This is a genomic window from Shewanella sp. LZH-2, from assembly GCF_016859145.1.
Taxonomy (GTDB): domain Bacteria; phylum Pseudomonadota; class Gammaproteobacteria; order Enterobacterales; family Shewanellaceae; genus Shewanella; species Shewanella xiamenensis.
Genome location: NZ_CP069350.1, coordinates 3,226,113 through 3,252,332 on the forward strand (window position 1 = coordinate 3,226,113; position 26,220 = coordinate 3,252,332).

The 26,220-nt window shown below is 43.9% G+C and carries 22 protein-coding genes; 11 read left to right on the top strand and 11 right to left on the bottom strand.

Annotated elements, in window-relative coordinates:
• Positions 1 to 9: 9 nt before the first annotated feature.
• Positions 10 to 966, bottom strand: coding sequence for a DmsE family decaheme c-type cytochrome (locus JM642_RS14200; protein WP_037415802.1), 957 nt, complete (start codon positions 964 to 966; stop codon positions 10 to 12).
• 697 nt (positions 967 to 1,663) lie between these two features.
• On the opposite strand from JM642_RS14200, the gene JM642_RS14205 reads away from it, so the two are divergent.
• Positions 1,664 to 3,301 (top strand): lactate permease LctP family transporter, encoded by a 1,638-nt coding sequence (locus tag JM642_RS14205; RefSeq protein ID WP_037415799.1) that lies wholly within the window; start codon positions 1,664 to 1,666, stop codon positions 3,299 to 3,301.
• Positions 3,302 to 3,454: 153 nt separating this feature from the next.
• On the opposite strand, the gene JM642_RS14210 is transcribed toward JM642_RS14205, so the two are convergent.
• Together JM642_RS14210 and JM642_RS14215 are read right to left on the bottom strand one after the other, a co-directional pair.
• Positions 3,455 to 3,892 (bottom strand): DUF417 family protein, encoded by a 438-nt coding sequence (locus JM642_RS14210; protein ID WP_203432037.1) that lies wholly within the window; start codon positions 3,890 to 3,892, stop codon positions 3,455 to 3,457.
• A 13-nt stretch (positions 3,893 to 3,905) separates the two neighbouring features.
• A complete protein-coding gene (locus tag JM642_RS14215; RefSeq protein WP_037415794.1) occupies positions 3,906 to 4,439 on the bottom strand; it encodes a carboxymuconolactone decarboxylase family protein in 534 nt (177 codons plus the stop codon).
• A 104-nt stretch (positions 4,440 to 4,543) separates the two neighbouring features.
• Here JM642_RS14215 and JM642_RS14220 point away from each other — a divergent pair, with 104 nt between their 5' ends.
• Entirely contained in the window at positions 4,544 to 5,365 is an 822-nt protein-coding gene (locus tag JM642_RS14220; RefSeq protein ID WP_069454512.1) for an AraC family transcriptional regulator, read from the top strand.
• A gap of 87 nt (positions 5,366 to 5,452) precedes the next feature.
• Here the strand turns inward: JM642_RS14220 and JM642_RS14225 are convergent, their stop codons facing one another.
• The 4 genes from JM642_RS14225 to JM642_RS14240 form a co-directional block, all read right to left on the bottom strand.
• On the bottom strand, positions 5,453 to 7,150 hold the full coding sequence (locus JM642_RS14225; RefSeq protein ID WP_203432038.1) for a toxin-antitoxin system YwqK family antitoxin: 1,698 nt from the start codon (positions 7,148 to 7,150) through the stop codon (positions 5,453 to 5,455).
• A 10-nt stretch (positions 7,151 to 7,160) separates the two neighbouring features.
• Complete coding sequence (locus JM642_RS14230; RefSeq protein WP_203432039.1) at positions 7,161 to 9,398, bottom strand: hypothetical protein; 2,238 nt, start codon at positions 9,396 to 9,398, stop codon at positions 7,161 to 7,163.
• A gap of 364 nt (positions 9,399 to 9,762) precedes the next feature.
• The gene (locus JM642_RS14235; protein ID WP_308507677.1) at positions 9,763 to 10,803 is read right to left on the bottom strand and encodes a porin; all 1,041 of its coding nucleotides are present in this window, start codon (positions 10,801 to 10,803) and stop codon (positions 9,763 to 9,765) included.
• Between the two features lie 15 nt (positions 10,804 to 10,818).
• Positions 10,819 to 12,171 carry an FMN-binding protein gene (locus tag JM642_RS14240; RefSeq protein WP_203433826.1) on the bottom strand — a complete coding sequence of 451 codons (1,353 nt, stop codon included), beginning with the start codon at positions 12,169 to 12,171 and terminating at the stop codon, positions 10,819 to 10,821.
• A gap of 315 nt (positions 12,172 to 12,486) precedes the next feature.
• Between JM642_RS14240 and JM642_RS14245 the strand changes: the two genes are divergently transcribed.
• The 3 genes from JM642_RS14245 to JM642_RS14255 all read left to right on the top strand — a co-directional run bounded on the left by JM642_RS14245 (position 12,487) and on the right by JM642_RS14255 (position 16,025).
• Positions 12,487 to 13,485, top strand: coding sequence for an FAD:protein FMN transferase (locus tag JM642_RS14245; protein WP_239000448.1), 999 nt, complete (start codon positions 12,487 to 12,489; stop codon positions 13,483 to 13,485).
• Between the two features lie 160 nt (positions 13,486 to 13,645).
• A complete protein-coding gene (locus tag JM642_RS14250; protein WP_203432041.1) occupies positions 13,646 to 15,415 on the top strand; it encodes a PhnD/SsuA/transferrin family substrate-binding protein in 1,770 nt (589 codons plus the stop codon).
• A 10-nt stretch (positions 15,416 to 15,425) separates the two neighbouring features.
• The gene (locus tag JM642_RS14255) at positions 15,426 to 16,025 is read left to right on the top strand and encodes a response regulator (protein WP_203432042.1); all 600 of its coding nucleotides are present in this window, start codon (positions 15,426 to 15,428) and stop codon (positions 16,023 to 16,025) included.
• A gap of 94 nt (positions 16,026 to 16,119) precedes the next feature.
• Here JM642_RS14255 and JM642_RS14260 read toward each other — a convergent pair whose 3' ends face one another.
• Positions 16,120 to 16,902: a TetR/AcrR family transcriptional regulator gene (locus tag JM642_RS14260; RefSeq protein ID WP_047539632.1), complete on the bottom strand. Its 783-nt coding sequence runs from the start codon at positions 16,900 to 16,902 to the stop codon at positions 16,120 to 16,122.
• A 337-nt stretch (positions 16,903 to 17,239) separates the two neighbouring features.
• On the opposite strand from JM642_RS14260, the gene JM642_RS14265 reads away from it, so the two are divergent.
• The 5 genes from JM642_RS14265 (at position 17,240) to JM642_RS14285 (ending at position 22,413) form a co-directional block, all read left to right on the top strand.
• Positions 17,240 to 18,760 (top strand): flavocytochrome c, encoded by a 1,521-nt coding sequence (locus JM642_RS14265; RefSeq protein WP_203432043.1) that lies wholly within the window; start codon positions 17,240 to 17,242, stop codon positions 18,758 to 18,760.
• 3 nt (positions 18,761 to 18,763) lie between these two features.
• Positions 18,764 to 19,135, top strand: a complete 372-nt coding sequence (locus tag JM642_RS14270) for a cytochrome c3 family protein (protein ID WP_203432044.1) — start codon at positions 18,764 to 18,766, stop codon at positions 19,133 to 19,135.
• Between the two features lie 38 nt (positions 19,136 to 19,173).
• Positions 19,174 to 20,307, top strand: a complete 1,134-nt coding sequence (locus JM642_RS14275; RefSeq protein ID WP_144375530.1) for a hypothetical protein — start codon at positions 19,174 to 19,176, stop codon at positions 20,305 to 20,307.
• 109 nt (positions 20,308 to 20,416) lie between these two features.
• Positions 20,417 to 21,499: a hypothetical protein gene (locus JM642_RS14280; protein ID WP_203432045.1), complete on the top strand. Its 1,083-nt coding sequence runs from the start codon at positions 20,417 to 20,419 to the stop codon at positions 21,497 to 21,499.
• Positions 21,500 to 21,669: 170 nt separating this feature from the next.
• Positions 21,670 to 22,413: a cupin gene (locus JM642_RS14285; protein ID WP_037425485.1), complete on the top strand. Its 744-nt coding sequence runs from the start codon at positions 21,670 to 21,672 to the stop codon at positions 22,411 to 22,413.
• 469 nt (positions 22,414 to 22,882) lie between these two features.
• Here JM642_RS14285 and JM642_RS14290 read toward each other — a convergent pair whose 3' ends face one another.
• The 3 genes from JM642_RS14290 to JM642_RS14300 are packed head-to-tail and all read right to left on the bottom strand — an operon-like array spanning position 22,883 to position 24,685.
• The gene (locus JM642_RS14290) at positions 22,883 to 23,215 is read right to left on the bottom strand and encodes a heavy metal-associated domain-containing protein (RefSeq protein ID WP_144345644.1); all 333 of its coding nucleotides are present in this window, start codon (positions 23,213 to 23,215) and stop codon (positions 22,883 to 22,885) included.
• Positions 23,212 to 23,529 (bottom strand): mercuric transporter MerT family protein, encoded by a 318-nt coding sequence (locus JM642_RS14295; protein ID WP_047540796.1) that lies wholly within the window; start codon positions 23,527 to 23,529, stop codon positions 23,212 to 23,214. The genes JM642_RS14290 and JM642_RS14295 overlap by 4 nt, the downstream gene beginning before the upstream one ends.
• Positions 23,530 to 23,545: 16 nt before the next feature.
• Positions 23,546 to 24,685, bottom strand: coding sequence for a transglutaminase domain-containing protein (locus JM642_RS14300; protein ID WP_203432046.1), 1,140 nt, complete (start codon positions 24,683 to 24,685; stop codon positions 23,546 to 23,548).
• A gap of 458 nt (positions 24,686 to 25,143) precedes the next feature.
• On the opposite strand from JM642_RS14300, the gene JM642_RS14305 reads away from it, so the two are divergent.
• Positions 25,144 to 26,220, top strand: a complete 1,077-nt coding sequence (locus tag JM642_RS14305; protein WP_203432047.1) for a porin — start codon at positions 25,144 to 25,146, stop codon at positions 26,218 to 26,220.

Genomic DNA, 26,220 nt, shown 5'->3' on the forward strand with positions numbered 1-26,220 from the left:
ACTCCTTAATCAACGGGCAAAATTGCTGCCGCTAGGGTGGTTGGAGCCATGGATTTGGCTATGACAATTGAGGCATCCCATACCAGCACCAAACGCGTCAGTACCTGGCTGAGTGACCACCCGACTAGCATGTCCATCATCGGCATGACATTGTTGGCAGAGTTGAGGGACGCGTTGCTTGACGAGCGCGTCATTCACACTGCCGTGGGGATTGTGGCAAGTGGAGCAGTTTTCGGTCACAGGAGCATGTTCCCACAGGAAAGGACCGCGTTTTTCCGCATGGCAGCTATAGCAAGTGTCATTAACTGAGGTCTTTTTTAAGGCACTCTCATTAAATGAACCGTGGGGGTTATGACAATCGATGCAGGTCATGTCATTCCACTTTAATGGATGAGATGAACGCTTATTCATATCGGATTTCTGCCTAGTATGACAAGAAGTGCACACTTGGCTCACCTGTTGCTTTTGCAGTACCGGATCTTTAGCTGCATGGACTTTATGGCAATCCGCACAGGCTATTTCTTCCATGTTATGTAAGCTGCTATGCCAGCCACTTTGCTCAGTTTTTTGATGGCAACCTAAACAAACGGTATTTTGGCTCGGTGCTGACAATGGACTGTCAGAACCAAAGCTAATCATTGGCTCCTTGCCTCCTTGATTGTGCTGTCCGAGTGGCCCATGGCATGCCTCGCATTGCAATCCTGCCATTGGGGATTTGCTATTATTGATATCGCCATGCACCCCATCAAAAATAGCCATAACGGTGTTATTTTTACGATGGCACATTAAACAAGTATCTGCGCCTTTAGCGGAATATTTACCTTCAGCAAACTTATCTGTGAGTATTTTTTCTATTTGCTCTCCCAGTTTGTGACTTGATGGAATATCTTGAGCTTTAACAGATGGAGATAATATAAGGAACAGGCTCGCTCCCATTATCAGAGTTTTAATTTTACGCCATCTCATATTTAATGCCTTATGGTTAACATGACTTAGCAGTGGAAAATCCACTTTTATAGTAACCACAAAGAAACCAAGGTTAACGATTGTTAATAATAAACATCCAATAAGCCAGCCCACATCTAAAAACCACTAAAAACCTGCCTTAGATCACTAAAAAAAACAAAAGAAAATCATTCTCAAAAATTACACAACACATTGAAAGAAATAAGAATAAAAAAATAAAACCAGAAGAAGAATCTGAAATGGTTAATTTATTGTATTAAAGTTGTTTTGATTAAATTCAAACATTCACTAAGACTAATTATATTTTGATCACATTTCAACAATCCTAGATTTCTAATATAGAGAAGAAGTTAAAATTAATTAACCACTAAAATAAATTAATTTAAAATTAATAATAACCAGATATGTGAATTAATATAAGGTTATCACTAGCTAAAATTCAGCTACTCTAATAAAGATAAAACTCTTTCAATATAACAAACAAAAACTAATTTAGCTAAATAGCATTAATGCGCTAAATTTATGCACTCACTCGCCAGCCATCTGACTAAAACCCTATGCCTCCACATATAGCGTGACCAAAGTCACTTATCACAACAAGAAACATTACATCTACATCACCAAACATTAGTATCTGTGACGTTGCGTATGCAATACCGTTTATTAACATACTATAACTACATGGACCTACCTCCCTATGACTTGGACCCAAACATATACGCCACTTGGTAGCTTGTGGCTAACTGCAATAGTCGCCTTACTACCTATTGTATTTTTCTTTTTAGCTTTGACGGTGTTAAAACTCAAAGGTTATATTGCCGGAGCTTTAACTTTATTGATTGCCCTAGCGGTTGCAATAATCACTTATAAAATGCCTGTCACTATGGCAGTTGCATCTGCGATATATGGTTTTAGTTATGGTCTCTGGCCTATAGCTTGGATCATTATTACCGCGGTATTTTTATATAAAATCACCGTTAAAACAGGCCAATTCGAAATTATACGTTCCTCTGTAATTTCAGTGACAGAAGATCAACGCTTACAAATGCTATTGGTTGGTTTCTCATTTGGAGCCTTCCTTGAGGGAGCGGCGGGTTTTGGTGCTCCAGTGGCAATTACTGCGGCATTATTAGTCGGGCTTGGATTCAATCCGTTGTACGCAGCAGGACTTTGCTTAATCGCGAATACAGCGCCAGTAGCCTTTGGCGCGATGGGAATCCCTATCATTGTCGCAGGCCAAGTTTCATCACTTGATCCATTCCATATTGGACAACTCGCTGGCCGTCAACTGCCAATATTATCGATAATAGTGCCATTCTGGCTTATTGCGATGATGGACGGTATTAGGGGAATTCGTCAAACATGGCCCGCTACATTAGTGGCAGGCGTTTCATTTGCAGTTACACAATTTTTTACCTCAAACTTTATCGGTCCTGAATTACCCGATATTACTTCTGCTTTAGTCAGCCTAGTTTGTTTGACATTATTTTTAAAAGTATGGCAACCAAAAGAAATTTTCACTTTTTCAGGAATGAAGCAAAGAGCTATTACGCCAAAATCTACGTTTTCTAATAGTCAGATATTTAAAGCTTGGTCTCCATTTATTATTCTTACAGCGATTGTAACCCTGTGGAGTTTAAAAGATGTACAACTCGCACTAAGTTTTGCCACTATCAGTATTGAAGTGCCTTACTTGCATAATTTAGTGATAAAAACGGCCCCGATTGTGACTAAAGAAACCCCCTATGCCGCAATATATAAACTCAATATATTAAGCGCTGTAGGAACCGCCATTCTATTAGCTGCAATAATTTCAATTTTTATTCTTAAAATGTCAGTAAGTAATGCACTTAAATCATTTAAAGAAACATTAATTGAATTAAAATTCCCTATATTATCCATAGGCTTAGTATTAGCATTCGCTTTTGTAGCAAACTACTCAGGTCTATCTTCAACCTTAGCGTTAGTACTGGCAGGCACTGGAGTGGCTTTCCCGTTCTTTTCACCATTCTTAGGTTGGCTAGGGGTATTTTTAACCGGTTCAGACACCTCATCAAATGCTCTTTTTGGTGCGCTGCAAGCCAACACTGCAAACCAAATTGGTGTAACACCGGAGTTATTAGTCGCCGCAAATACGACTGGTGGGGTAACAGGAAAAATGATTTCGCCACAATCTATTGCGGTTGCCTGTGCAGCTACTGGGTTAGCGGGTAAAGAATCTGATCTTTTCCGCTTTACTCTAAAGCACAGTCTATTTTTCTGTACTTTTATTGGTTTACTCACAGTGATCCAAGCATACATAATACCTTGGACACTCGTGTTTTTTACTAAGTAAACTTTTCCTATCAAAAATATCAAAATGCCGAGTGAATTATCACTCGGCATTTTTTATATTTACGATAAAAATAGTTGGCTGTGCTTATATCAATGACTTTATTTAAATGGACGATATACACTGCACATATATTTACGTTGTCATGCTAATAGCTCAAGATGCCCGAATGAGTTGCGCCTTATTTTGATTAAGATAAGACCAAATCACCCCAAGGAAAACTAAATCTTTGAGGATAAAGAATTCAGTCACCGGTACACCATCAACTAACTTCCATACCGACGGTAAGGTCAACAGGAAACTGAGCGTAATCACAAAAGTAATAAGAGCGATCAAACTGGCCCAGTAACCAACACGTGGGCGCCAAATCCCTATCACCAACCCTATTGCTGTGACTATCTCAACCACACCAATTAAATTAGAAACTCCCTGCTCCGATAAAATGCTATAGAGCCAGCTCATCAAAGGATGACTTGCAACGAGAGGACGAATTGCTGCCGCTTCGGTTGGCGTAAACTTAAATATGCCAATCCAGAGGAGTGTCAGTACCACACCGCCAAGAGCAAGCAAAAAACCTTTATCATATTGTTTCATAAATGATCCTTGGCTAAGGACGCAAAGGAACTATTGGGAAATCAATTTCTGTTGCGGCCAAATGATTTCCATAGTTGGTCAGGGTGTTGACTACAACTTGGCCGAGTACTTCGAGCATTAATTCATCATCAACGCCAGCGTGACGAACATTAGCAAGTTGTTCATCGGTGAGCACTCCACGTTGATGAACTAACGCGGTCGCCAGTTGCAACAAAGCATTATCGAGAGGAGACTCTGCATTTCCTTGGCGCGCAGACTTTATCGCGTCAACTGATAGGCCGGCCTTACTCGCTAACAATGTATGTGCAGATAGGCAATATTGGCACTCATTACTTTGGCCAATTGCCAGCGCGAGTAATTCACGCTGAGTCGTCGTTAACCGCCCCTTACCTAGTGCGTCAGCAAAAGCCAAAAATCCATTAAATAACACTGGCGAGTGAGCTAACGTGGCATATAGGTTAGGTACCATACCAAGGTTACGCTGCATTGCGGCAAAGCTTGGTGCAACAGTTGAAGAAGGTTGAGAAACAGGTTTAATACGGCTCATAGTCGTGCTCCAATTTAATTGTGTAAGTTACGGTTGATAGCTTACAGCCCACAATGATACGATTTATCGCAAATAGTCCTTAATTAAACGCCTATCGTCTCAAAATGGATCCTCTCTCAATTCTATTGGCTCATACAGCGCCACGTGCCTCGATGTTTTTCGCTGGTAACTTATGCCAAACCTCGCTTAGCCAAGATTATCCTGAAGGGGGCCATCTACACTTGCTTAACGCGGGTGCGATGACGCTTTATCAAGAATTTGATGAACCACGATTGTTAACAGAACCTTGCCTAATCCTTTTTCCTCGGGGGCTTAAACACAGCATGGAACCCGTTGATGCTAAAGGATGTGATCTCGTCTGTGCGAGCGTTTCATTTGGACAAGGAAACCAATCCCCAATACAAATGGCACTCCCCAATGTATTAGTGCTACCGCTGAGTGAACAGCCAGAATTAAAACCGCTAGTCACCCTACTTTTTTCAGAGGCATTTGCGAATCAATATGGCCAAGCCCCCATTATCACTCGCTTGTTGGAGACCGTATTTATCTTATTGTTGCGTTACATCGTTGATAATGGCCACACTCAACAAGGCATATTGGCTGGATTATCTGATCCACGACTAGCGCGTGCGATTGGCGTGATGCATAAGCGTTATGAGGAAAAATGGACAGTAGCAACACTCGCGAAAGAAGCGGGCATGTCTCGCTCACGTTTTGCGGCTCATTTTCAACTGTTGACGGGATTATCGCCACTTGAGTATCTGACTCAGTGGCGAATGATGATGGCATGCCAACAATTATTGGCTGGGGAACCTATTGCTCAGGTTGCACTGAGTGGTGGATACAGTGGCAGTGCAACCTTTGCACGCGCATTCGAACGAGAATTTGGGATGCCACCAGGACGCTGGCTTAAAGCACACCGTTAGCGCTGATGTGCATTAGCTCATCCTTGAGCCAATACGTTCAGTTCACCTCAAATCGCCCAAGATGGGTTTTGGGCGATTACCGTTCTGCTATTGACCGACATCAACCCCTTTTTGATAGTGATACACGGATGAGGCTTCACCATTGAAGTAATACACTAATTGACCGTGTAATTGATTATCAACGTACTCCTCGCTTCGCTCCAAGCTGCCATCTTCGTTAAAGCTGTAGCTTTTACCTTGCAAGCGGCCTTTATCATCATATTGCATCAGCCCTAATAAATGGCCATTTGCCGAAAACGCTTGCCAGCGACCAACTTCGTGGCCCGCACGGTACTGCCCGTGCCAGAGCTTAACCTGGTTATAACTACTGTCATCAACCAACCATTTACCTTCACGTTGACCGTTTACATACTGGCCTTGAGCCTGCAATTGTTTATCAAAGCCACGCTGTAAATACGCACCATGTAATTTTTCGTTTTGATAAAACGCTTGCAGCATTAGCGTGCCATCGGCGGCGATTTCGGTTTGTTCACCGTTAAGCTGGCCTTGTTGATTAAACTGCTCATTACGGGTCATATCAGCGCTTTTGGTCACCCACCTACCGACCTTTACACCGAAATGATATTGCCCGGTGACAAATCCACCGTCTAAGGCATTATCTTCGCGATATGCGCCGTGCATTTTACCTTTGCTGTAGTTTATCCGTCGTACATAACCATTCCAGCCATCCCCAATATACAAACCGTCATGCAGTCCCTTGAGTTGTTCTTCCCGTTCAATCAACTCACCGGTTGCAGTAAAACGCTGACGCAGACTCCAGTCCTTTACAGTATCACGCTGATATTGAGCGGTTAATGCTCCAGTTGCATCGAAGCGTTTTTCAGTAGTTAGCTGGCCTTTGGCAAGATACTGTGTGTCAGTTTGGCTTGTTACTTTACCTTCATCATCGTAGCTAATATTTTGAATTTCGCGGCCATCCTTATCATACAATTGTTGCGCTGCTAACCGCCCTTGTGGATCAAAACGCTGCTGTATCCCTACCTGCTTATCATGCTGATAGTGTTTAATTTCCTGTAACACATCTGCCGCTTGGTAAACCAACACTTCGCCATGTATTTTGCCGTTAAGATAAAACTCTTTGGTGAATAACCAACCTTCCTTTGTCCAATACAGTCGCTCACCTTCTCTTTTTCCCGCCACCATATTCACGGTTTGCTCCGGCTGCCCATTGTTATGGAAGCTTTCATAAAGCCCTTCCATACCGTTAGCGCCATAGGTTACCCGTGTTTGCAGCTGGCCATTGTCAAAATAACTTTGCGCTAATCCAGATTCCACACCATTCACATAATGTTGATGGTCGCGTAATTGACCATTGGTATGGTAACTTTTCTGCTCTCCATGTAACTGGCCATTCAGGTAGTGGTACTCTCCCGAGAGTTTTCCATCTTCCCAGTAATGCAAATGTGTTCCCTGATAACGCCCTTGTGCATCGCTACTGCCCTTGCGAGACAGTTGACCGTCGGGGTAGAAGAACTCGAAATCACCAACGATATAACTCTCCGCTAAATTGGGACTGTTAACGCGGCCCTTAAAAACCGGTTTATCCGTCTCCAGATAAAATAGCTGCACTGGCCACTCGCCATTTTGCGCTGTTGCCGCTTGCTGCTGATAATAGATGGCTTCACCCGGCACATCGCTAAGGCGCCATTGTTCGTCGAGTAAGATCCGCTCCGCAGACAAATTAAATGACATAAAGAGCACTGATAATATTAATAAAACTCTCATATTCGGCTCCTTAAGGTAATGCTGGGAAGGTGGTAATCCACTGCTTATTCACTGGATCGCCGCTGATGGTCAGATATTCTATCGCGGCAGCTCGCCCTGCCAGCACAAACCAGCGCTCCTCACGTAATACTTGCAGCAACGGGCGCTGATAAAAATCACTGCCATCACCTTGAATAGCTGGAGCTAACGCTACATTCTGCGCATTTAAAAAACGATAACGGCGCATAAAGTCGGCCACCGTTTGAGTAGTATCTAAATTGGGCAGTTGGGTGATATCAATCAGCCAACCTTGTTTAGGTTGATAGGCAAGCGCTTGCCATTGAGGAGTACCAGTGCAGGCTAAAGTGCTGGCCACACGGATACCATAAAAGTTGCGACGGATGCCATCGGCACTCGTCAGTTGATACTGTACAGACTTATCGAGCTGCTCCACTAAGCTGTTTTCAGATTTGATAGATGTCCATTGCAACGTGTGACCATCGACTTGTGGCGCATCCACCACGCTCAAACGACACACCGCGGCTTGCTCGGAGGTTAACTGTAAACCAACGCCGTATTTGGCCAGCATTTGTGGTTCGAGTAATGCGGGATCATCGGGGATTGAGGGTTGCGGTTGCTCATCGTAATGCGCATACATATCGTCACGGTAAAGCGTTGTCTCATACACTGGGGGATAGTTGGTATTTTGCATGTAATCGTTCATCGGAATAAAACGAACATTTTTAGTCAATTCGCGACTATCCGCGGCAGTATTAACATAAATGGTGAGCGTCGGCGGCTCAGCAGGAAAGCTAAACAGGGTGGTGGATTGATATTGCTCCGATGAGACTAACGCCAACATATTCAGCTCAGCAGGGGTTAACCAATCCGGCCCTGTCGTAGTAGGGGTTTGGTACTTCAGCATAGCGCCTTCAGCCCCGTCAAATCGGCCAGTCAACCAAGATTTATTGGTCGCATCCTGCGATGTCAGCAGATAAGTGAAGGGTTTATCGGCAACGGGGGTCAGCTCTAGTTGTAAATCTTGATACTGCAAGGTCACCGTTTTGCTTGGATCTGGCGTCAAGGTCAGTTTGACCAGTTTCGCCCCTTGATAATGGGCTTTAGCACGAAACTCAGCTACCTGATCAAACAGTGTCGAGGGCTCGTTCCAGCCGATAAGCAAATGTTGCTCAAGGGAACGATAAAAACCATCCTTTTCAGGGTAACTGTAACCACCGACCTTAAATAGTTGTATTGGCAACACTCGACCATCGGCACTGTGGGCGGTGATATCGGTTAAGTGAAAATCACCAGTGGCTTTTAAACCTGAAACATCATGCTGATAAGCAAGGCTTAGTTGGTCATCACTTAGGTCAAAGTAACCCGCATCAAGCGCAAATACCGCCTCTTCCGCTAAGGTTTTATTCGCATCTTCTAGCACTAATTCAGGTTGTTTTGGGTACTCTGTTGGCGGGAAATCGTAATCAAAACCCACTCGTTGCGATAGGTCACCCAGCTTTCGCTCACTGGGCACCATTATCACATTGCTGCGCATCACGCCTTTAAAGCCATAACGCTCAAATGGCGCTTCAGCGACTAAAGCCATCTGCACTAGCCAACCTCGCTCACGCTCTAGCATCAGTTGGCCGTAAATGTTGGCTTGGGCACCGTCACTTTGTACTTGAGCCAGTACATGTGTCTCTGTGACTTTTAACACGGTAAGCTTGGCATTAGCATGGCCTTGATAGGCTGGAAGCGCAACGATAGCGCCCTCTTTAGCGGGTATGCTGTTAAGAAAGACCGATGAACTAAATAGCTTTTTAAGCTCCTGCTCCAGTTCAAGCCCCCGCTCAGCCAACTGCGCTTGCCATACAGGCTTGTTGAGTGCGCTAAATGCTTTAACGCTGCCATCGTCTAAATTTAATGTAAATTCAAAACCCTGTGAAAAAATAGCGTGCATTTCAGGGTTCCGATCAGCCCGTTCGCCACTACTCACGCCACTCCCTTGACCATCACGCATTTTCATATAATCGACATGCACTTCAAACCGACTATTTGTGCCCGTATCGAGAACCTTATAACGCAATAATTGATGGGATGTGGTATTCACTGTTTCGGTACGACTATCCGTATCGACTGTAATCTTGGTGGAGCTATACACTTGATATGCACGCTCTTCACCTTTTTTAGGATTAAACTCCACATCAGCATCCCCAAAGGAACAGGCCGATAATAGAAAACAGCTCACTACGCTAACCAAATACTTCATGGTTATTCCTTGTAACTAAATAATTAAACGCCGCATTATGCCCGTTCATGGAACATAAAGAAAATTATTAGGTTATTTTTTACTTATATAGTAGTCATTAGCATAGTATTTTTCTATGCAGGCTTAACGACTATTTTGTGTGTAGCTTAATGTTATATATCTTGAGGACTGAAGAAGGAGGGAATATTAAATAATTAGAAAAGCACCGAACTCAAAATATCACTAAATAGTGGTTTAAAGCAAAAAATACTGCCAGCGCAACAAAGTAAACTCTATGTTGCAAAAAATAACAACTAAGCTAAATAATTATCACCTTGCTAAATACAGTACATGAATTAGCAAGGCGACAAATATAGAAGCAATTTTAGAAGTCGTAACGCATACCAAGGCTAACAATGGTGTCGTCAAAATCATCATATTGCTTCACATCAAACTGACCAATTTCGGTGTGTAGCCGTGTTGACTTACTTAATTTATATTCAGCACCAATCGCCCACTGAGAGATTTCTGGCACCTCATCGATTAAGGTGTTTTTACTAGCATAAACACGATTAGCGATTAATCCGGTACCGGAGTTATCAAATCCATATTGGGCCTTTAATGATAATTGGCCTAATTGATATTTGGCACTAACAATAACACCGTCACCTTCACGCTGTTGCCAATCAGTTTTATCAGTATTCACCAATTTTGAATGTTGCAGCATTGTCGCAAACTGCCACTTATCCCACTTATATTGGACAACGCCACGGTAAGCTTCAATATCTTCCACACCGTCACTGTAGGCAACTGCAGCGTACACATCACCCGTTTTAAAGAACTTATCACCATAGGTAACCGCTAACTGGTAATTGCCATTATCACGGCGGTTATCATTATTACTGTAATGATTGTCCTCCAACAAATAGCTCACACCTAATTGCAACTTATTCCAATGGGCGGATTTGTATTCAAAGGAATCACCCCAGCGTTTATCTCCGGCAAATAAACGGTCATGTTTTAAGGAGTAATTGTCCATTGCATCAGACATCCCCTTAGCCATTTTAAATACCGGATCAATCCGCCCAACCGCTAAGGCACCATAAGTGCTGTGCTTCACACCAATAAATGTTGGGCGGGCTGAGAATGGTTTATCGCCACTATCTTGGCTCTCACCATTTACGCCAACCTCAATTTGGTAAAACAGTGAGGTGCTGTCGGTTAATTGGCTAGCGCCTTTAATACCGATGCGCGTAAAGTTATTTTCTAATACGGTGCCGCTTTTATTTTTATGCGTCGCACTGCCGCTATCGGAATTGGTTACCGAATAATCGATACGACCATAAAACTTATGTTCATCGGCCACGGCCTGTGTAGCACATAGCGCCAAGGTAAGCATCGAAATAGCAAATGATTTATTCATCATGTTAAGTATCCAATATTACTGAGCAGGTAAGGCATGTTCATTAATCACGCCATCGGCACGCATTTGCTTGTACAACACATCAGCGAGTCGCAGATAGTTGTCCCAGGCATCTGAACGCTTAGTAAAGCCGGTTTGGGCGTAACTACCGGTATCACCTGCTGCTGGTAAATCATTAATATTGAACAGCGAACCACCCTCTTTCAGATGCGAAGATAAGGCATCGATCATCACGTTGAATCCAATACGTGCGGGCTCAACATAATTAATCGAGTCATATTTAGATTGGCGATAAAATGCTTTCAAGGATGCATCTTGGATATCTTTCTTCTCGTCAGCAAAAATCTCATCGTAATGGGCATGGGTAATTTTGTGGCTATTTTTATCAACCACTAACCGCAGCATGGCAGTTACACCTGTCCAACGGCCCTTTTCATCGAGTATTTTTTCCGCTTGCTGATAAAAAAGCGCATCACTCGCACCCGCTTGAATGCGGTTGTGGATCTTAGCAGTCAAGGGGATCATCGATTGTTGGATACTGTTTGAAGCGCCAGCAACAATATCAATACCTTGATATTTAAGACGATTAGGCTCAGTTAACTTATTGCCTAACTTGGGATCATAGTTGGGATTTAACTCAAAGGTAAGTTGGTCTTTTTCCATCATTAACTTTTCCATGGTTAATGCGGATTGAACCCATGCAGTGCCTTTCTTTTTGCCCATGGAGAAATTGTATTCAGACATACGCTTAGGCACATTTTGGTATAAGCGAGTGTAATAATTCGGACGACCACTCTCATTAAACTCGGCCAGAATCACATCCTGAAGATTGGTTGAATCCACCACCACTAACATGCTACCCATATGCCCTTGACGGAAACGGGCTTCTTCAAAGTAGTAATCACCTTTCACTAAGCCTAAACGCGGTTGGATAGACCATTTCAGTTTAAAATCATCATCCCCTGTTTGACTGCGAGCACCCACGCTTTGATATTCAGGCTTACTGCCATCTACACGAGGTAAATCATTGATTGCTTTTAAAATACCATTGGATGAGTAGGTTGCGCCTGAGATGGCATCAATCCCCTCATGACCATTACGGCTCACAATCTCGGGTAGCAAACGCTCAGCATTAAGGTACAGTGACTCGGTTTCTTTATGTGACAGAGTTTTTACCTGAGTGATATTCCCCTGCTCAACCTTAACTTCAAGGGTGATGTCGCTCTTTTTACCCTTACCACTGACATGATGGACGCCATCAATATATTTCCCCTGCGGTGCAGTATTAGCACAACCTGCTAAGGCAAATGTTGCGAATGCAACCGCACTAACCAGCAAACTTTTTTTAAAATGTAATTCAGATTTCATCATATAACGCTCTTCAACTAATGAACTTGCCGCCAGCATAGACCTCGGAAAGAATTCGACAATTGCGGATAACCGCAATATGCCAACCTCAATTCAAAATAGTTGAGTTAGCTAACACTTTGCTGATTGATTACTGTCATCAACTGAAATTCATGCTACTAATTTAATCGTCATCAAGATGGGGGATGTATGAAATATTTATTATCTTTTACTGTATTAATTTATCTCTTTTTTACGCCAACAATGGCAAATGCGACTTTTTCACCATTCGACTGCAATACCAATGCAACATTTAATTATGAGCACGGGAAAGGCAGTATGAATACGTTAAAATATTTTGGCACATCTATTACCATTGATATTTACGAAGCGGATAAAGACAAATCCTATTTAGCATTATGCCATGCACTTAATGTGGTGCAGGAATATCATTATTTAGCATCAAACTTTAGCACTTACCCTGGCTACACCAATATTCAGACTATCAATAACAATCCTGAAAAATTACACCATATCGATGCAAAACTCACCGAATTATTAGCAACCAGTATTGAATGGCATGGCATTACCCAAGGCCGATTTAACGTTGCCTTAGCCCCCGTGTTAGAAGTTTGGCGAAGCTATCGTAAACGTTGCCAACAGGGCGGCACATGCGAACTACCTAGCGATATCGAATTAGCCAACGCAGCAAAACACATTGATATAAAACAGATAAAACTCGACAAAAAAAATAATACCATTCAGATGAAAGCCGGAATGAAGCTGGATTTAGGCGGTATAGCCAAAGGTTGGATGGTTGAAAAAGTGTATGACCAATTAAAAGCCGATAACATTACCGCCTTTATGATTAATGCCGGTGGAAATATCCGCCACTTTGGTACACATCCTGATGGTCGCCAATTTATTACGGCTATCGAAAACCCATTAATTCGCAAATATCAATTAGAGCATAAAGATTTTAGCGAGATTAATAACGGTGAAATCTATCATGAAATTATTCAAGGTGAAGATATTACCATTGTATCAAGTGGTAATTATCTCAATTATTACGCAGTGAATGGTCAAGAGTATCATCATATTATTGACCCAACGACACTTTACCCGAAAAAAGAAGGTGTTTCAGTGTCGGTTATTATGAAGAATAAACCCATTCTAGCTGATGTGATTTCAACCAGTTTATTTTTATTGCCGATGCCCGAAGCACAAGATTTAATAAAGCGTATCGGCGATATTGAAGCGGTATGGTTTCTGGATGAACAAGGCCACAAAATCAACACCCCACAATTTGATCAATATCGCGCCAAGCTCAATCCTTAGGCTAATGTGTGAAGCGGCTCAATATATCAGTAATCACTAATAGGCATAATATGGCCAATATTGTTGGCCATCAGCTCAGCATCGCGTAGCCTCTTTACTGCCGAGCTGTTAGGTCTTGTGTGTTAACCATTTAATGAAATCGCCCTGTCAGGTTTAAACCATGTATCAATTCTTCACTCGATTAATGTTTATCCTGGCCTTTTTTATTGGCTTCAATCTGCCAGCCATTGCCGCTGCCCCCCCTGCAAGTGATCCGGTGCGGATTGGTATCATGGCATTTAATGAGCCCGATGAAGTCATGGCTAATTGGCACCCAACCGCTGATTGGCTGAGTCAGCAGCTGCATCGTCCTGTACACCTCACGCCATTAACGCCATCTCAATTAGATGAGGCATTAGCTAAACAAAGTATCGACTTTTTAATTGGCAATGCTCTCACCACGGTCGCATTTAAAAAAAACTATGGCACCAGTCACTTACTCACCCTAGTCCATAACCGAGTGCATTCACCAGAGCAGAGCATCGGCTCTGCCATCGTCACGCGAATTGACAACAACCTGAGCCAATGGGCACAACTTAAAGATGAAAAGTTGGTATCAAGCGACCCACAAGCCTTTGGCGGATTTCAAATTTTTGCAGCGACAATGGCAACCAAAGGCATCAATGCCTACCGCGATATTCCCCAGCTGCGCTTTATTGGTTTTCCACAGCAAAAACTATTGCAAATGCTGTTATCGGGTGAGGCTGATGTTGCGATATTACCTAGCTGCGTATTGGAAAATGCACAAGAGCGAGGACTCATTCCAGCGAATAAATTAAAAGTGGTCCTTAAGCAACCGCATCCTGATTTTGCCTGCGAAGTGTCCACACAGTTGTATCCCGGCTACGCCTTAACCAAATTAGGCCATACGGATCATAAACTTGCTACCCAAGTGGTCACCAGCCTGTTGCAAATATCCCCAGAGAGCCAAGCGGCGGTGCAAGGAAGATATCAATATTGGTCGGCTCCCGTGGACGATAGCCCGGTATTTGAACTGTTAAAACAATTAGAGCAATGGCCATTTGTCACTAACTGGCAGCGATTACTGCACAATGCCTTACCTTGGGGTGCAAGCTTCATTTTTGCCTTGCTACTGGGCTATATTCATCACTTAAGGGTTAAACGTTTAGTGGTCAAACGCACCCAAGCCCTATCTGCCGAAATAACCCATCATCAGCACACCCAAAAAATCTTACTCGAGCAACAACAACAGTTTTACCGCGCCCAACGGGTACTGCTGACGGGCGAAATGGCCTCAGGCATTGCCCACGAGCTAAAACAACCCCTGGCCGGTATTCGCTATCTCACCCAAGGCTGTTTATATCGGCTAGATAACACCCAAGCCGAGCTTGCTACCGCGCTCAATAAGGTCATCAACCAGGTCGATAGAGCCCAAACCACTATCCATCGTCTGCGCACATTTTGCCAACAAACCAGTGATTACCAGCCCTGTGATTTACGCGCCGTGATAGAAGAAACCTTGACCTTGATGCAACCTGAATTTCAGCGGCTCAAACTCAGCCCTAAAGTCAACTTACAAACCTTACCCGTATTTGCCGATGCCAGTTTGATCCAGCAAGTGCTGGTGAATTTATTACGCAATGCCCTAGATGCCATGGAAAACAGCCCCCGTAAGTCATTGATTATCGACACAGGTACCACAAGCGAAAGCGTCTATATTCATATCACTGACTCGGGTTGCGGCCTGAGTGATAACGCCCTCGAACGCTTATTCTTTCCCTTTGAAACCTCCAAACCCCAAGGGCTTGGCCTAGGCATGGTTATCTGCAAACGCATTATTGAGGAACACAAAGGCAAAATTGAAGCACAACATGCCGCGCCGGGGTTAACGGTAAAAGTCACCCTGCCACTCAACCAGCCATCAGCTTAAGAGAACTCAAATGACACCACTTTACCTTGTAGATGATGATCAAGATGTACTGGATTCGTTAAGCTGGATGCTTGAAGGAATGGGGCTTAACTGCAAAGGCTTTAACGCTGCGGATACGTTTTTAAAAAGTGTTGATATCAAGCAACCCGCCGTACTTTTGCTCGACATCAAAATGCCAGGTATGGATGGCGTGGCACTGCTAAGCCATTTAAATCAAGCGCAAAGTGTAATCAGCGTCATCATGCTCACCGGTCACGGCACCATTGCCATGGCCGTAGACTGCATCCAACAAGGCGCACTCAACTTTCTTGAAAAACCGGTTGATGGTGAGAAGCTATTTCAGCTTTTAACCCAAGCTCAACAACATACTGAGCAAAAATGGCATCAACAAAATTTGCAATCAGACATTGCCAATCGACTCGCCACCCTCAGCCAGCGTGAAACGCAGGTGATGGAGGGTATTCTGGCGGGAAAAATGAATAAAGTCATCGCGGCGGAGCTAGATATTGCGCAGCGAACCATTGAGTTGCACAGGCAAAAAGTCATGCAAAAAATGCAGGTAAGTAACGCCGCCGAACTTGCTTGGTTGCTAGCCAATCATAAATTTTGAAATTAAGCTTATGATTTAATCAGCCTAATTCTTAGTCGCAGTGAGACAAAGCTCGCTCACTGCGCGTGGAATAAAACCCGAATTGCAGGACGCCCTAACCACACTGACGAGTACAGGGAGATAATGCCTTGGTGTCGGTATTTGATAGCGCGCTACAGGCTGCGCAGGTCATATGGTCACGATAATGTTGGTCAAAAAACTTGATGGTTCTGGCCTCTAACGAATCAAACAGCGCAAAGGTTAACGGCGTTTTCCAATCGTATCGCGCCATCAGGTTTGCCAAATGTCGATAACAGGTTTCACGGCGATCAGATAAAAACTCAGGCGCAATCAATTGACTTTCAAATTGTGTCAGAGCACCCGTTAGATAAAAGGTAATTCCTTGAACTAATTCTTTTATTTGTAATGGAGTGGCGACTAATTCACCATTCTCAACCGCTAAATGTAATGAGTCTGTAAACCACCCCCAAAAAGCATTAATACGTTTTTTAAAACGTTCAACTTTTTCATCACTCGCCAATTTCCACACCATGGTATTTACCGACACCGAACGCAGCGTAAAAAAGCTACTACTGCGCTTAATGGTTTCAAAGGTAAATAATATCGGTAAAAGCACTTTCTCTTGTGCAGTTAACTCTGGATTCTTATGGATAAATATCGGTAAGTGATTTGATGTTGCACTTCTTAAAAATAAACAAACCAACACATCTTCTTTACGTTCAAAAAACTTATATAAAGTACCTGTAGAACATCCAACCTCATGTGCCAGCTGGGAAAACTTAAATGATACAATACCTTGTGATTCAATCAGCCTTTCAGCCGCATCCAATATTTGATTACAACGTAAAATAGAGAGTGAATCAGATGGACATTTCATTCATTTATTCCAACATACGTAAAAAGTACATTATGTGTTGCTAACAAATAATATTTATAGACAGTAAAGAGTTAATCGGGATAAAGGTCACATCCAAACCTCTTAAATACCAACCTTTGTGAGTTACCTCAAACTTACATTTTATCAACAGCATACTTTCATAGATTAAATTATCTTCATCTCGTTCGTTATTAAAGCAATCTACTTCAAAGAAAAGATATTCACGAGATAACTCACGAATAAAATTGTCACTGAAAAAAAGTCGTGACTCACTTCTCCTTAGGCGCGGTTCATAACCTCTATCTTGCTGGTAACTGACATAGAGGGTTAACAAAAAATGCATGATAGAAGAAGTTTTTTAAAGCTAGGTGCAAGCGCAGCGGTCGGCGGTATCGCAGCGGCACTACCAAGTGCAGCATCAGCCACTGAATGCGCCTCAAACATTAAATGGGATGAAACTCGTGATGTGATTGTGGTGGGTTCGGGTTTTGCGGGTCTGTCATCCGCACTAAATGCTAAGCGTCAAGGTCTAGGCTCGATACTGGTATTAGAAAAAATGCAGGTGATCGGGGGTAACTCTGCGATCAACGGTGGCTGGTTAGCTATCCCTAAAAACCCAATTCAATTAGCTCAAGGGATCAATGATGACTCACCCGAAGAGCTAGTGAAGGATCAAATCATTTCTGGCCGCGGTATGCAAAATACCGACATGCTGCGACAAATTGCCAATCGCGCCCTCGATACCTACCAATTGTGTATCGACACTGGCGTCAAATTCCGCGAAGGCTTTAACCAACAAGTGGGTGGCCACAATAAAGCACGTGCTATTCGCACTCAGCACGGTGTCGGTGGCGATATCACCACAAAGCTGTACGAAGCAGGTAAAAAAGAAGGCGTTGAATACCGTCTACAACACTATGTTGAAGACTTCATCATGGATGGCCAAGAGATTGTTGGCTTGAAAGTGCGTCAAAATTATCGCTTTCCGGATCTCAAAACCGGTAAAACGATCTACATCAAAGCCAACAAGGCCGTTATCCTTGCCCACGGTGGTTTCTCACGTAACTTAGTACTACGTGAACTGGTCGACCCTGCATTAGATAAAACCTTAGATTGTACCAATGCACTCGGCGCAACTGGCGAAGTCACGCTAACGGCTATGGCACACGGTGCTTTCCCGGTTCATATGAGCTTTATTCAAACAGGTCACTGGGGCTCGCCCGATGAAGGCGGCTTTGGCTGGTCAAATGCTCTGCTCTCGATTGGTTTCCATAAAGGAATTTCAGTCAATGTGTTAGACGGTAAGCGTTTTATGAATGAACGCGCCGATAGAAAAACCTGCTCCGATGCCATTATGAAAAACCGTCATCCAGATGGCTCACCCGCCTATCCCGTGGTGTTTTTTAACCATGACGATCATGTTGGTGCAGAAGAAGTGACCCGCGCAGTGCGTGACCAAATCGCTTGGAAAGTCGATAGCCTTGAGCAATTAGCTAAGCAATTCAATATTCCAGTTGCACAGCTCAAACAAACCGTTGCCGAGTACAACAAGCAAGTGCCCCAGCGCATCGACCCTTTATTTGGCCGCATGATGGATACGGCAGTTGAGCTTAAACCGCCGTTTATTGTGTCGCGTATTTGGCCAAAAGTGCACTACTGCATGGGCGGCTTAAAAACCGATTTAGGTGCGCGAGTCATACACAGCCAGTCACTGACCTCCATCAAAAAGCTCTATGCCGTCGGCGAAGCGACAGGCGGAACTCACGGTGGAACCCGTTTAAGTTCAACAGCTTGTCTAGAGTGCTTAACGATGGGAATTATCGTTGCTGAAACCATCAAATCTGACATGCAGGCCTAAATCATGATGAAAACATTACTACTCACACTCGTTGTTGCAACTCTGTTCACTGGCGCAGCCAATGCCGGAGACCTCGTCAAGATGAAAGGCAGCACCCAAGGCAGAACCAACCACGAATTTATCTACCAAGATAGTTGTAAAGGGTGTCACCAAGGTTCGGGTAAACAAAATGCCACCGATGCGGCCTGCGTTGAATGTCATGGCGAAATCACCAGTATTGCGGTGGATGAGTCCAAGCTTGCCATCCCTGAAGCCCATCCACACAAATCACTGCACTACAACGAAGGCGCCAGCTGCTTAGCCTGTCACGGCGAGCATGAGAAAAAGGCTCCAGTGTGCGCTGAATGCCACCGAACTTGGTTCAAAGAAATGTAATTTAATTTTTATAATACAAAAACTTAAGAAAGGTAATGATGATGAAAAAATCCACCCGGTTTATGTTGTCCATGGTGGCAACCGCTATCGCACTATCTCAAACTAACGCCTTTGCCGCAGAGCAAGAAGATGGCATCAATGTTGGCGGCGCCGTGCGCGTTAACTATGGCTATCGCGATTATGATGAAAAATCGAAGGATAAAGGCGGCGACTTTAACTTCGACATGGCCGCCATCAAATTTGATGGTAAAAAAGGCGATTTCGGTTTAGCGGCGGAATACCGTTTTACCTCAGGCACTAACTACATCAAGTATGGTTATGGCTACTACAACATTGATCCAGACTGGCAACTGCAATTTGGTATCAACAAAGTGCCCTTTGGTAACCGCGAATTTATCTCTAACAGTTGGTGGTTTGGTCTGCCTTACTATTTAGGCTTTGAAGATGACCATGACATCGGCTTAAAAGCGACCTATGAGAAAAACGGCTGGCACACGGATTTAGCGTTTTATAAAAATGCCGAATACGGCCCAACCGAAAACAAGCGTTATTCAACTGACTTGTATACCGGCACCATCAATGGCACTGAATACAACAACGAAGAAACCAACCAACTCAACGTGCGCCAAACCTACACCGCCGAATACGAAGGTGGCGCAACCACTTTTGGTGGCTCAGTACAGGTCGGCCAAATCTACAACAGCAAAACCGGTAATAATGGCGACCGCTATGCTGTCGCACTGCATTTAGACAGCAGCTACAACGGCTGGAACCTACAAATGCAAGCCATGCAGTATGAATACAATGCTGCAGATGCTATCGACGACAACAAAATTGGCGTATCGGTGGTGAGCTGGCAGTACGAAATCGCCTCAAAAGGCCAAGCCTATAACATCAACATTGCCAAAACGGTTAACACAGATTGGGGCAGCATTAAGTTTTATAACGACTTTGGTTTAATGACGCCTGATGTTGATGACGATAGCTACGACAACAGCATGCAAAACGTCACCGGTATGGCGATTTCTGCTGGCCCAACTTACACCATGATTGACTTTGTCATGGGTAAAAACATGACCTTCTCGACCGCCAATAACGACCACGTTGGCCTACCAGAAGTCGGTAACGATTGGGATAAACGTATCAACATCAACTTTGGTTACTACTTCTAATATTTGCGCAGTTTAGGACGTCCCTCCTCCCTGCCGTTTTAGACTGCTATACCTTTTTCGGCCCTATTCGTTAGGGCTTTTTTTATGCTTTTTTATTATAGAGTGAACGATGAAACTACAATCTTTACCTACACTTGCCGTTTATTTTATTTGTTCATCCTCACTGTATGCCGCCGATGTGCAATTAGGCGGCTTTATTAAGGCCAACACTCGCTTTGTTGAAGGAAATCTAGCCTTTCAAGACAGTTGGACAGGTGGAGGCAAGGTTGTCGAGCACAGCAAACGCACCCAATTTGGCGCCCAAGAAAGCCGCTTTAATTTGACACTTAACACCGATGAGGCCAAAGCCTTGGCCGAAATCGATTTTGTTGGCTCCAGCCAAGGAAATCCGATTATCTCTAACTCCTACAGTCCACGGCTTAGGCATGCCTATATCAGTTATCAAGGCATCACCGCTGGGCAAACCTGGTCAACCTTAGTCAATACCAGTACCTTTGCCGAAACAGCCGATTTAGGTGGGCCATTAGTTGGACAAGCCATGGTAAGACAAGCACTTATCCGCTATAGCACCGAACAATGGCAATTCGCCCTCGAAAATCCCTACACCTACGGCACCCAAGCCCAAACGGATGGACTAACCAGCGTTACAGCAGCCAAACCAAACTGGATTGATACCAGCCATGACTACATCCCAGATATGATTGCCCGCTACAACCAATCCGGCGAGTGGGGCAATGTGTCTATCTCAGGCTTAGTGCGTTATTTAGATCCAGCGGGCACATCGCAATGGGCTGGCGGGCTCTCCCTTGCCGCCAAACTCTTTACCTTTGGCCAAGATGATCTGCGCCTGCAATTGCACTACGGCCACCTAGGTCGTTATGTCGGCACCGACGCTGCGCGCGATATTATTGAAGGAGAATTAGAAACCTCGACATCCGCCATGTTTGCCTACCGCCACTTTTGGACTGACTACACCCGCTCGACACTCTTTTTTGGACACACAAGCACTGAGAGAGAACAAACGGATCGCAGCCACGTTGGTGTGAATCTGTTTACCAATTTAACCCAAGCACTCACCCTAGGTATTGAAGTGGGCCGCTATCAAATTGAGGATAACAACAGCTCAGCCCATCCCTATGCGCAGCAGGGAATGGCCAACTATGCCCAGCTCAGCATGCAATTGCAGCTGTAAAGCGGCTCGGACGGTAAGATTATTCGCGAGTAAAGTCACGAATAAGTTTGCCACTCAAAATATGCCGTGATCCAATTCACCTTTACCATCAACCAATCACTTTATTGTTAGTCACGTAACAACATAACCAACACAATATCGCCACTAAGCGATGCAAAAATAGGATTGGAATGATGAAATTAAAAATGCTTTTTGGATTAGCCGCACTAACGTCTACAGCGGTTATGGCTCAAGGCCCACAATGTAACCATGCGCAACTGCCCTATCAACAAATGACACCAGTGCCGTACGACAGCACACCCTATGTGCCGCAAAACACCATGCCAGAGCAGTGCAGTAACCCAGAAATCGAGGCCTACATTGCTGATTGGGAAGCAGGCAAAATCGACTTTAACACCATCAAACCCAATGACAGCATTGCTGCAGACCAACGTTTTTGTAAAACCTTGGATGACCACGGTAACGTACTCGAAGCCAAAAACTGCGATCCTAAAAACTCACCTGTGGGTTATATCTGGAAAGAACTCTCAGACAGCCCAATGGTTATCGGTATCACCAATGGTTTGAAATCAGACCATGAACCACATTTCCACGGTCAACCAGAGTGTTACTACGTGGTCAACGGCACCAGTAAAACACTGGCAAACAATAAATTTGAAACCTTAGCAAAAGGTCAGTACTTCTATATTCCTGGTGCCCATATTCACAACACCCCAATCCTCAATAAAGAAGGTTTAGGTGTATTTTACTGGTATCCAAACAACGCCCACTTTGATGGATTTAAATACTACTGGCGTAAAGATGTGAAAAACCTACGCGTGGCCGAAGAAGCCTTCGACCGTGTAGATGCCATCCGCAAACGCGACTTAGATTTAGGCCCATACGGCACCAACGAAGCCTTCTTCAAAAAATGATTTAAAAATTAGTCAAAAATGATTTAAAAAACTGAAGTAAAACGCTTCAAAAAAGGGGTTAACACTCACCTGTTAACCCCTTCCATCCCGCCAGCGCGATAGTTAATATCAGAAACCCCTAATAAAACTCGTCAACCCAAGCTATGTGTCTTAATATCAAGCTATTTAAAGGACTGAACTTATTAGGAAATACGCAAAATGGACTTAATATTAACTATAGCAAGAGCAATCTGAATCGTTTTAAAAAAACCACAACACCACCAGATAAAGCAAGATACGGGTGATAACCAGTATTTGCTCCGCGTTGTTAGAAAAACAGCGCCGAATCAATATGAGTTGCATGCCCAAAATCCAGCGTATCAAACGATGTTAGCCACGGACTCAATAAAAACCTTTGCGCGCTTAAAGGCCGTTCTGGAAATCCAAGATTAGCCTGTACTAACGACTCATTCGAACGGCTGAAAGCTTCTCAACTCTGCTTTTCGACCTTGTTGATGCTGCCTTTGTATCCAGTGGCATCAACAGCTTTTAGCAGATTGTCGAGGTTATAATCCTCAGCGACAGTCACTACCGCTTGCTCAGTTTTCAGATTGGCTTTGGCCTTAATCACGCCATCGGTTTTGCGCAGAGCTTGATTGACGACGGTGACGCACAATGGGCAAGTCATGCCTTTAACATCGAGTGTGACCAACAGATTGTCTGCCCAAGTGAAGGACGTAAATCCCAATGATGTGATGACCAATAGGGTCGATAGTGTGGTTAATCGTGTGGAAAATCCTGTGATACGTGATAGTGGCTTCATTCAAACACCTCAAGCAACCAAGGTAAAACAAAGGGATACAGCTGAAAGGCCAACACAATCGGCACGCTAAGCCAGTAGATGAGCAACATTTGTCCTCGGCTAAACTTGCCGGTACAAAGCGGCTTTTTAGCAAAGTACAAACGCCAAAACCCAAACAAGATAAGCCCGGTTGACAGGATCAACATGGGCACTTGTAACCAACCTAAACTCGATAACCCCGACAGCCCCGCCGCAGAGACACCAAACACTAAATAGATTAAGGGCGCAATACAACAAAGGCTGGAAGCGATCGCCGCAATCACTGCGGCGGTCATGGTGGCTAACAGCTGTTTAACGCTGTTCGCTTGACTGGTAGTCATAGGCAAATACTTTTGGCTCATAGTAATTGACAGGATCGCCATCCACTTCAGCGTAAGGGTAACCAAAATTGTTGAGTGGAGTCTGCTCTGCGGCGGGGAATAAGTCAAAGTCACGGCCATAGTTAAAGCCTACCCAATTCATTTCCCAGTTACCAAATAGGTAGTCGTTCACCGCTTGCACAGCAGGGTCGTTATGTTCTTTATTCTCGGTGAGGCGCATTTTAGTCACATCCGCAGGATCGGCGGGTAACCAGCCATAACCAGCAAGGTAGAACATGGCACGGCAATGTTGGCCACCAGTGACATCAGCAATCCCTTTTTCATCAGCGCTGCCAAAGGCTTTTTTAGAGTATTTCCCCATCTTGATCGCTTGGCCTAAACGAATACCAAACATCTCACGGGCGGGCACACCCACTGCGCGCATCAGCGCCACAAACACTGAGTTGATATCAGTACATTTTCCACCGAGTTTGCCACTTTCAAGAATCGCGGCCACATCACCATTACCGCAACCTATCACACTGTTATCACGGTACATATTGGCACTCACCCAGTTATAAATGAGTTGTGCTTGTTTGAGTGGTTCGGTCTCTTTACCCACAATCTTATCGGCGGTCTGCTTCACGATACCGTCCACTGGCATATGCTTGGTTGGCTTAAGGTAGATGGCCACTTCAGCAGGATACTCAGGTTTTACTGGCGCGCGATAATGGCTTAACTCGCCGCTTTTAAGGGGTTCCCAATCTTGGGTTTCTATCACTAATTCTAATGTTAAGGTCATTTTACCTTTAGCATCGGGCCAAGTCGCAAACAGGGTTTTGGCGCCATAATGGTTATTAGCACTGATATAAGCATCTTGATAAGTGCCGCTAAAGTTAAGTTTTTCAACCTGTTGAAAGGCCGTGTTTTCGGGTAGCGGCACCCATAACTTCACCACACCTGATGAGCCTTCTGGCGCGACTAATTGATAGGTATTGGTTAAGGTAAAACGGCGACGGCCGCAGGCTTTATCGACCATTGAACTGGCTTGGGTCGACGCCGCTAACACTGGCATCACGGTTCCCGCTGCCGAGAGAATTGCTGCACCTTTCAAAAAATCACGCCTTTGCATTAGATATTCCTTATATGAATAAGTATTAGAAAAAAAGAGACCACTAAAGTACTTGATAGCGATTATAGAAAGTCCCATCTGCACCTCAATAGTGTCGTGGATGGGAATGGGATCGATGTACCAAAAACCCCTTAAAGAGCACATAAATGCAAGAATAGTTAAGATAAGTGGGACATTTTGTCGCAAAGGTATTGAGTTTAGCGGTCGGTCAATTCAGTACTCTTAAAAACGTTGTCACACATTACTTATCCATGTTTGGCTCGACAGCCTCTTAACTGATGCATGGTCAAAATGACTAAACACCAAATAAATCAAAATCAAAGTAAAAAAGCCCTGAAGCTCTGCCGGAAAATGAAACTTAGACGTAATTGTTGCAAAATTGTTCCAAAAATAATGGTAAAAAACCACATTCATTCTAGGCTTAAAAATGCACATACCTTACAAAAGTAGGTTTATCTATGAAACATAAACTGTTATTCAGTCTCTGTTCTCTCTTACTTGCCACCAGTGTCCAAGCCGAAGTGAATATTTCAGGTTTTGCCTCAGTGGTTGCGGGTAGAGTAATAGATGGCACTGGCGTTGCAGAGTTTGACCTTGGCCCAACCTTCCTAGCTGATTATCCACTCGTGGGCGCATACGATGAAGATATCAGCTTTAAACCCGACACACTTTTTGGTATTCAATTTTCAGCCGATTTACTTGAAGGATTATCCGCCACTGCTCAGGTGGTTTCCCGAGGTGCCGATGACTTTTCAGCCGATTTTGAGTGGGCCTATTTATCCTACGAATTAAATGAACACTGGACGGTACAAGGCGGTAAAAAAAGACTGCCACTCTATTATTACAGTGACTTTTTCGACGTGGGATATGCCTATCCTTGGATCCGTCCACCAGCAGACAACTACACATGGCAAATATTTAACTACACAGGTGTTAGTGCGCTATATAACTATCTTATTGGCGAATGGACTATGTCTGGACAGGTCTATTACGGCAGTGAAGATAGTGACCCCAATAAATTACTCTCCGATTTCTTCTTTCTCGAGAACACTCGCGAAGTTTGGAAAGATATTGGTGGAATCGTAGTGCAATTAAATCGTGACTGGTTGGATATTCGCTTAACCCATATGCAATATACCAATGAGCGTTATATTGGTGGTGTACAACAAGAATGGAATGGCAATAAACAAAGAACAGGTAAATTTTACGGCTTATCGGTCAATATCGATTATAACAACTTCTTATTTTTATCTGAGCTGAATAGATTGGATCTAGATGGCAGTAATCTAGACACTTATCTCGTCACATTGGGATACCGCATAAAATCTGTTATGCCTTATGTCTCGTATTCTGACTTTAATGATGGTGAAGGTGGTGAAGTCCATCACACCACTTCTGCGGGTATACGTTGGGATTTCCATCCCTCTGCCGCCTTTAAAATTCAATACGATGATGTAAAAGATGAAGGCGGCCCAGGCATGAAGGTCGCGGGAGACTCGCAATCCATCAGCCTCGGCGTTGACTTGGTATTTTAG